This is a genomic window from Oerskovia sp. NPDC056781 (genome assembly GCF_042789955.1).
Lineage (GTDB): Bacteria > Actinomycetota > Actinomycetes > Actinomycetales > Cellulomonadaceae > Oerskovia > Oerskovia rustica.
This window is the reverse complement of record NZ_JBHUAD010000025.1, coordinates 21,873-29,175: the sequence shown is the minus strand read 5'-3', so window position 1 is coordinate 29,175 and position 7,303 is coordinate 21,873. Positions and strand designations below refer to the sequence as shown.

Here is a 7,303-nt window from a genome sequence, read left to right as displayed (position 1 = left end):
CGCGCGGACGAGGCCGCGCGCGAGATCCTGCGCGCCCCCGAGCACACGCGCTGGCGCAACGAGCTGTTCGACGCCGTCACGGGGCCCGGTCTCCAGGCGGTCGTCGCGTTCGGGGCCCAGGCGCGCGACGCCCTGGCGCGCTGGGAGGGCGCCCCGAACGTCCCCGTCCACAAGGTCCCGCACCCCTCGAGCCGCGACCCCAAGGCGCTGCTCGAAGCGTGGCGCGACGCGGTCGGCGACCTGCGGGGTGTCGTGGCCCCGGACCCCGACGGCGACCCGACCGTCCCGACCTACGGCGCGACCTTCGAGGAGAGCGACTACGCACCGATCCCGCGCGGAGACCTGCCGTACGGGATGCCCGCGTTCTACGGGGACGACGCCTGGATCCGCGCGCTCGGCGAGAACGGAGCCGTCCAGCGGCCACGCAGCGACGCCCTCCACACGATCGAGTGGAGGGCGCCGGGAGGAGCGGTCTGACGCAGCGAACGGCCGACGGACGCGGCCGCTCCCCACTACCGGTGGTAGTGCGCGGTGGGGTGCCCGCCGACGTGGTGCACCGTGCAGGGGGTGTCGAAGATCATCGACAGGACGTCGTCCTGCATGATCTCGTCGACCGTCCCCGCCGCGGCGATCCGCCCGTCGCGCAGCGCGACGATGCGGTCCGAGTACGCGGCGGCGAAGTTGATGTCGTGGATGATGAGCACGATCGTCTTTCCGAGCTCGTCCGCGGCCCGCCGGAGCTGGCGCATCATGAGCACCGAGTGCTTCATGTCGAGGTTGTTGAGCGGCTCGTCGAGCAGGACGTAGTCCGTGTCCTGGGCGAGCACCATCGCGACGAACGCCCGCTGCTTCTGACCGCCCGAGAGCTCGTCGAGGAACCGGCCCTGGAAGTCCTCGAGGTTGAGGAACGCGACGGCCTCGTCGATCTTGACCTGGTCCTCGGGCCCCAGGCGCCCCTTCGAGTACGGGAAGCGCCCGAACCCGACCAGGTCCCGGACCGTGAGCCGGGCCGTGAAGTGGTTCTCCTGCCGCAGGATCGACAGCCGCTTCGCGAGGACGTCGGACTTCGTGGCGTGCACGTCGAGGCCCGCGACCGAGATCTCGCCCGACGACGGCTGGAGCAGGCGGCCGATGATCGTCAGGAGCGTCGACTTCCCGGCGCCGTTGGGCCCGACGAGCGACGTGATGCCGCCCTCGGCGATCGTGCCGGAGACGGGACCCAGGACGCGCTGGTCGAGGTAGTCCTTGGTGACGTTGGCGAACTCGATCACAGAGCGCCCCTTCGCAGGAGGAGGAACAGGAAGACGATGCCGCCGACGAACTCGATGATGACCGTCAGGAGGCCCGCGGCGTAGAACACGTGCTGCATGACGAACTGGCCGACCACGAGCGTCGCGAGCCCCAGCAGGAACGCCATGGGCAGCACGAACTGGTGCTTGTGGCTGCCCGTGACCCGGTAGGCGAGCGTCGCGACGACGAAGCCGAAGAACGTCATGGGTCCCACGAGCGCGGTGGACATCGAGATGAGCAGCGCGACGAGCATGAGCACGATCGTCAGCTCGCGCTTGTGGTCGATCCCGAGGTTCGTCGCGGTGTCACGTCCCAGCGTGAGCGCGTCGAGCCGGAAGCGCCGGCGCCACACCACGACCCCCACAGCGACGCACACGATCGCGGCGAACGGCAGGTAGTCGGCGTCGACGTTGCTCATCCGGCCGAACAGGCGCGTCGAGAGCAGGTCGTAGTCGGTCGGGGACAGCAGGCGCTGGAGGAACGTCGAGACGCTGCTGAACGCCATGCCGAACACGACGCCCACGAGCAGCAGCACGTACAGGTTGCCGAAGCGCCCCGAGAACAGCCACCGGTACAGCAGCGTCGCGAACGTGACCATGAGGAGCGTCTGCACGATCACCTTGGGCAGCCCCTCGGTGCGCGCCAGGACCTCGCCGCCGAACACGAAGACCATGAGCGTCTGCATGAGCGTGTAGAGCGAGTCGAAGCCCATGATCGACGGCGTCAGGATGCGGTTGTTCGTCACGGTGTGGAACAGGACGGTCGCCACGCCCTGCGTGAACGCGGCGATCACCATCGCGCCCAGCATCGTGGCCCGGCGCTCGACCACGAACTCGAACCCGCCCCGGATGAACAGCAGCAGGAAGCACACCGTGGCGACCACGACCACGGCCGAGACCAGGGCGAGGCGGACGCCCGGGGTGAGCGGGCGTCGTCGGGCGCGCTGCTTCTTCCCGCCCGACGACGACGCCGCGACCCGGTCGTCCTGGTCGGCGCGCGCGGCGGTCTCCGCGACCGCGGGCGAAGGGCTAGTACGTGACATGACGACGCTGCCTCAGGACGAGAGCGATGAAGCCCACGGCGCCCACGGTGCCGAGCACCACCGAGACCGGCAGCTCCAGAGGGGCGATGACGACGCGACCGATCAGGTCGCAGGCCAGGATGAGCGCGACCGAGACCAGCGCGACCCACGGGAGGTTCCTGCGCACGTCGTCGCCGCGGACCATCGAGACCATGTTCGGGACGATGAGCCCCAGGAACGGCAGGAAGCCGACGACGACGCTCGTGACGCCCGTCGCGACCGCGACCACGAGCGTCCCGAGGAGCACCACGCGCTCGTACCGCAGGCCCACGTTCGTCGCGAGGTCACGCCCCAGGCCCGCGACCGTGAGCCGGTCGGCCAGGAAGAACGTCGCGACCGTCGTGCCGGCCACGATCCAGAGCGGCTCGTAGCTGCCGCGCACGATGCTGCTGAAGCCGCCCGAGCGCCAGGCGTCCATCGACTGGAGCAGGTTGAACGTCGCCGCCAGGTACATCGTCACCGCGCTCACGACCGCGCCCAGCATGATGCCGATCAGCGGGACCACGATCGAGGACTGGAGCGAGACGCGGCGCACGATCGCCATGAACGCGAGCGTGCCCGCGAACGCGAACGCGGTCGCGACCGTCATGCGCAGCAGGGGCGACGCGCCCGGTACGAGGATGAGCATCACCAGGATGCCGAACCCGGCCCACTGGCTCGTGCCGATCGTGGTGGGCTCGACGAAGCGGTTCTGCGTCAGGACCTGCATGATGACGCCCGAGACGCTCATCGCGACGCCTGCGAACACGAGCGCGAGCGTGCGGGGGACGCGCGAGATGAGGAACATGTTCCACGCGTCCGCCGTGAAGAGGTTGGCGAACGTGATGTCGTACCCGCCGACCATGAGCGAGGCGACGAGCAGGGCGGCGACGCCGAGGACCGTCGCGGGCATCGCGAGGCGGCGGGCCAGGACGCGGCGGTGCGGCGGCACGGAGAGGCTCGTGGCGTCGGCGGCGGCGGCGGGGGCGCTGGGGGAGAGGTTCATGGGACGTGCCGCCCGGGGAGGCCGCGACAGGTCGCGACCGCCCCGGGCGGGGTGTCGATCGGTCAGGCCGCGAAGGCCGCGGTGATCTGGTCGTACGCCGTGGTGTAGGCGTGGATGCCCTCGGTGAGGTAGAAGGTCGGGGCGAGGTAGACGACCTGGTCGTTCTTGAGGAACGTGGTCTCGGCCCAGGCGGCCTGCGACTCGAAGATGTCCTTGGCCGGGGTGAACTCCTCGTCCGAGGTCGCCGCGTCGTAGTCGAAGACGATCGCCCAGTCGGGGTTGGCCTGCGCGACGGTCTCCGGGGCCAGGCCCTGGTCCGTGTGGTGCGAGCCGTCGTCGAGCGCGCCCGAGTCGACCGCGAAGACGTCCTTGAGGTTCAGCGGCTCGATGATGCGGCTGATGCGCCCGGCCGCGTTGTCGACCTTGCCGACCGACGTCGAGGCGAGGAACACGGTCTCTCCGGCGGTGCTGTCGGCGGCGGCCTTGGTCGACTTCTCGAGGTCGGCGACCAGCTTCTCGGCCTCCTCCTCCTTGTCGAAGATCTTGCCGAGCGTGAGCGTCTGCGCCTTGAGCGCCTCGACGTAGCCGCCCTCGGAGTCGTCGGACGGTGCGATGTCGATCGTCGTCGCGATCTTGCCGAGGTCCTCGGTGTAGTCGCCGAAGCGGTACCCGCCGATGATGAGGTCCGGGGCGGCCTCGCTCACGGCCTCGAGGTTCGGCTCGCGGTGGCTGCCCGCATCGAGGACCTCCGCGTCGTCGACCCAGGCCTCGAAGCCCTTCGAGGGAAGCAGCGGCTTGGGGGCGACGACGGGCTCGATGCCGAAGGCCAGGAGCGTCTCGAACGAGGTGCTGTCGAGGGCCGCGACGCGCACGGGCTCGACGGGCACCTCGACGTCGCCGTTGTTGGTCTCGACCGTGATCGTGGAGGCAGCGGGCGCCTCCTCGGCCTCGGGGGTGGAGGAGCAGCCGGTGAGCGCGAGCGCTGCGGCGATGCCGGCGCCCGTGAGGGCGGTCCACCTGCGGGGGCTGGTCGTGAGCTTCAAGGCGTGTCTCCTGAGGGTGTCGGTCGTCCGGCGCGGGATGTGCGCGCGGTCGACGACACGGCCGGAATGTCGCGTTCCGGCCGTGTCGTGTGTCAGGTTAGCCTAACCTGACTTCTTCTGGAAGTGGGACGCGAGTCCCAGGTGTTCCGCGAGGTGTCTCAGCCCTCGGGACCGTGCCGAGGGCCCCGCAGCCTCGGCTATCGTCATGAGCATGGATCCGATGAGCAGCTACGGGTGCGCCGCCCGCAGAGGACCCGACCCCGAGTAGGCGGGACACTCCTCCGCCGGGCGTGATCGCCCGCGTGTCGAGGATGCGTCCCGCACAGGTCGTCCGTCTCGCGCACCGGGCAGAGCCCGGTCCGACCTCTCGGGAACCCTCCATGTCCTCTCTTCGTCCGTCTCGTGCTGCCCTCCACCGTTCCGGCCCCCTCCTGGCGCTCGCGTGCGTCCTCGTCGGCTCGCTGAGCATCCAGCTCTCGGCCGTGCTGTCCTCGTCCCTGTTCACGACCGTCGGGGTGCTCGGCGTGAGCGGCCTGCGCATGGCGATCGCCGCCGTCGTGCTCCTCGCGCTCGCCCGGCCGTCCCTGCGCGGCCGACCCCCGCGCGCCTGGGCCGGGATCGTCCTGTACGGGGTCGCGATGGCGGCCATGAACGTCCTGTTCTACAACGCCGTCGCCCATCTGCCGCTGGGCTTCGCGGTCACGCTCGAGTTCCTCGGCCCGCTCGCCGTCGCGGCGTTCGGCGTGACCCGACGCCGCGAGCTCGCCCTCCCTGCCCTCGCGCTCCTCGGCGTGCTGCTGATCAGCGGGCCCGGCGGCGAGGCCGACCTCGTCGGGATCCTCTTCGGCCTCGGCGCGGCCGTGGCGTTCGGCGCCTACACCCTGCTGGCCGGCCGGGTCGGTCAGGACACCGGCGGTCTCGACGGCCTCGCGCTGTCCGTCGCCGTCGGGGCCGTCCTCCTGCTCCCGTTCTCGGCGACCGCCGCCCCCCGTGTCGACGGGACAGGCTGGGGACTGCTCGCGGCGTCCGGGGTCCTCGGGGTCGCGCTCGCGTTCAGCCTCGACTTCCTCGCGGTCCGGCTGAGCTCGACCCGGGTCGTCGGGACGCTGTTCGCGATGGACCCCGTGATGGGGGCCCTCGTCGGTGCGCTCGCCCTCGGGCAGTCGATCACGGCCCCCGCTGTCACGGGCATCCTGCTCGTCTCGGCCGCCGGGGCGGCCACCATCTGGGTCGCGGGGCGCGGCGAGCGACCGGGCGGGAGCGCCCGGGAGGTCGGGGTCTGAGGTCCCGGTCGAGCTACGGCTCCTCGCGCGGGACCAGCACCCGGACGCCCCGCAGGTCCAGGACCGTCACGGTCGTCTCGTCGAGGGTCCGCGTCGTCGCCTCGTCGAAGCCGTTCCCGACCGAGCGCACCAGGAGCGTCGCCGACCCCGACGTCAGGTGGCGCAACGCCTCGCGCTGCCACGGGGCGTTCCGGTCGCGCGGCACGGGGCGCCCCACGGAGTCCTTCGCCCCGACGTCGTACGCGTACCCCGACAGGTCCACGGGCAGCTCGCAGCCGCGCACCAGGTCCCGGCTCAGGACGTCGGTCAGCGCGAGCAGCGCGGGGGAGTCGGCGCGGACGCACCCGTCCTCCGGCAGGTGGGACCGCACCTCGGCGGCCGGGAACGGCACGACGCGCTGCGTCGCCGTCACCCCGGCACCGAGGGTGAAGCCCAGGCACACGAGCGCCGCGACCGGCTGCCGCCAACGTGCCGGCACGAGCGAGACCGCGGCCGCGACGACCAGCACGAGCGCCGGGACGACGAACGCCGCGTACTGCTGGTACGCCGACGGCGACGCCACGAGCACCACGGTCTGCACGGCGAGCAGCGCGACCCACAGGCGACCGCGCCGCCCGACCCAGGCCGCGACCGCTGCGACGACCACGACGCCCAGCACGGCCCAGACCAGGGCGAGCTGCGCCGTCGGGGTCCGGGCCCACTCCGCGTTCCCCGTGCCCGCGATCCACGTGAGCCGCTGGAGGACCCCCGTGTCCGTCTCGCGCGGTCGCCCGAGCTGGTCGAGCACGACCATGCGGAACATGCCCGAGCCTGCGGCCAGCGCGAACGGCGCCACCGCGACCGCGACCGCCACGAGCGCCCCCGTGCACGCCCGCGCCGCGGCCCGCCACCCCGCGGTCACGAGCAACCAGCCGACGACGACCGCGAGCGGCACGACGCCCCAGATCTTGACCGTCACGCCGAGCCCCAGGACTGCGCCGCCCGCCCACAGCCAGCCAGCACCGGAGCCCGTCGCGGTGCGCCGGCCCGCGTCGAGGCCGCGCAGCACCAGGACGACCCCGCCCAGCAGGCACAGCGACCCCAACGGCTCGAGCAGCGTGATGCGCTCGGCCCACGCCGCGGCGTACGACACGGCGTACAGGACACCGCCCACGACCATCGCGGTCGTGCCCCACCGCCGCGCGACCCGTGTCACCAGGACGGCGTTCGCGGCGCCGATCAGCAGGAAGCCCACGCGCGCGGCGACCAGGGCGTCGCTGTCGCTCGTCCACGCGGTGAGCGCCGCGAAGGGCGTCAGGGCGAGCATCGAGCCGGGTGGGTGCAGGAGCAGGAAGTCGCGGTACGGCAGGAGGCCGTGCACGAACGCCACGGCCGACGAGAAGTACACGCCGTCGTCGTACCCGTGATACCCGCGCAGGCCGACCGTCCCGCCCACGAGGTGCCACCGCACGAGGAACGCGAGCGCCCCGACCGCGGCGGCGACCGCCCAGCCCAGCACAGCGCCCGGCCGGTGGTCCGGGCGGAGGGTTCGGGGTGCGGGGCTCACTTCCTCGAGTCTGCCCGGCCTGGTGCGGGGCCGCGCGCGGAGGCCCGACGGCGGAGCGCGGCGTGCCCGGTCGAC

At 72.2% G+C, this 7,303-nt stretch carries 6 protein-coding genes and 1 pseudogene; 2 read left to right on the top strand and 5 right to left on the bottom strand.

The genetic code is table 11. From position 1 onward, the window contains the following. Positions 1-477: pseudogene (locus tag ACFRCR_RS04135) on the top strand (hypothetical protein); the annotation flags it as partial. A gap of 35 nt (positions 478-512) precedes the next feature. Here ACFRCR_RS04135 and ACFRCR_RS04130 read toward each other — a convergent pair. The 4 genes from ACFRCR_RS04130 to ACFRCR_RS04115 all read right to left on the bottom strand — a co-directional run bounded on the left by ACFRCR_RS04130 (position 513) and on the right by ACFRCR_RS04115 (position 4,399). Next, on the bottom strand, positions 513-1,271 hold the full coding sequence (locus tag ACFRCR_RS04130) for an ABC transporter ATP-binding protein (protein WP_377675739.1): 759 nt from the start codon (positions 1,269-1,271) through the stop codon (positions 513-515). Further along, positions 1,268-2,332, bottom strand: coding sequence for an iron chelate uptake ABC transporter family permease subunit (locus ACFRCR_RS04125; RefSeq protein WP_377675738.1), 1,065 nt, complete (start codon positions 2,330-2,332; stop codon positions 1,268-1,270). Before ACFRCR_RS04125 ends, ACFRCR_RS04130 begins: the two co-directional genes overlap by 4 nt. Further along, positions 2,319-3,356, bottom strand: coding sequence for an ABC transporter permease (locus tag ACFRCR_RS04120; protein ID WP_377675737.1), 1,038 nt, complete (start codon positions 3,354-3,356; stop codon positions 2,319-2,321). Before ACFRCR_RS04120 ends, ACFRCR_RS04125 begins: the two co-directional genes overlap by 14 nt. A gap of 62 nt (positions 3,357-3,418) precedes the next feature. Next, a complete protein-coding gene (locus ACFRCR_RS04115; protein WP_377675736.1) occupies positions 3,419-4,399 on the bottom strand; it encodes an ABC transporter substrate-binding protein in 981 nt (326 codons plus the stop codon). A gap of 380 nt (positions 4,400-4,779) precedes the next feature. Here ACFRCR_RS04115 and ACFRCR_RS04110 point away from each other — a divergent pair, with 380 nt between their 5' ends. After that, on the top strand, positions 4,780-5,682 hold the full coding sequence (locus ACFRCR_RS04110) for a DMT family transporter (protein ID WP_377675735.1): 903 nt from the start codon (positions 4,780-4,782) through the stop codon (positions 5,680-5,682). Between the two features lie 13 nt (positions 5,683-5,695). Here the strand turns inward: ACFRCR_RS04110 and ACFRCR_RS04105 are convergent, their stop codons facing one another. After that, on the bottom strand, positions 5,696-7,228 hold the full coding sequence (locus tag ACFRCR_RS04105) for an ArnT family glycosyltransferase (RefSeq protein WP_377675734.1): 1,533 nt from the start codon (positions 7,226-7,228) through the stop codon (positions 5,696-5,698). Between the last annotated feature and the right edge of the window lie 75 nt (positions 7,229-7,303).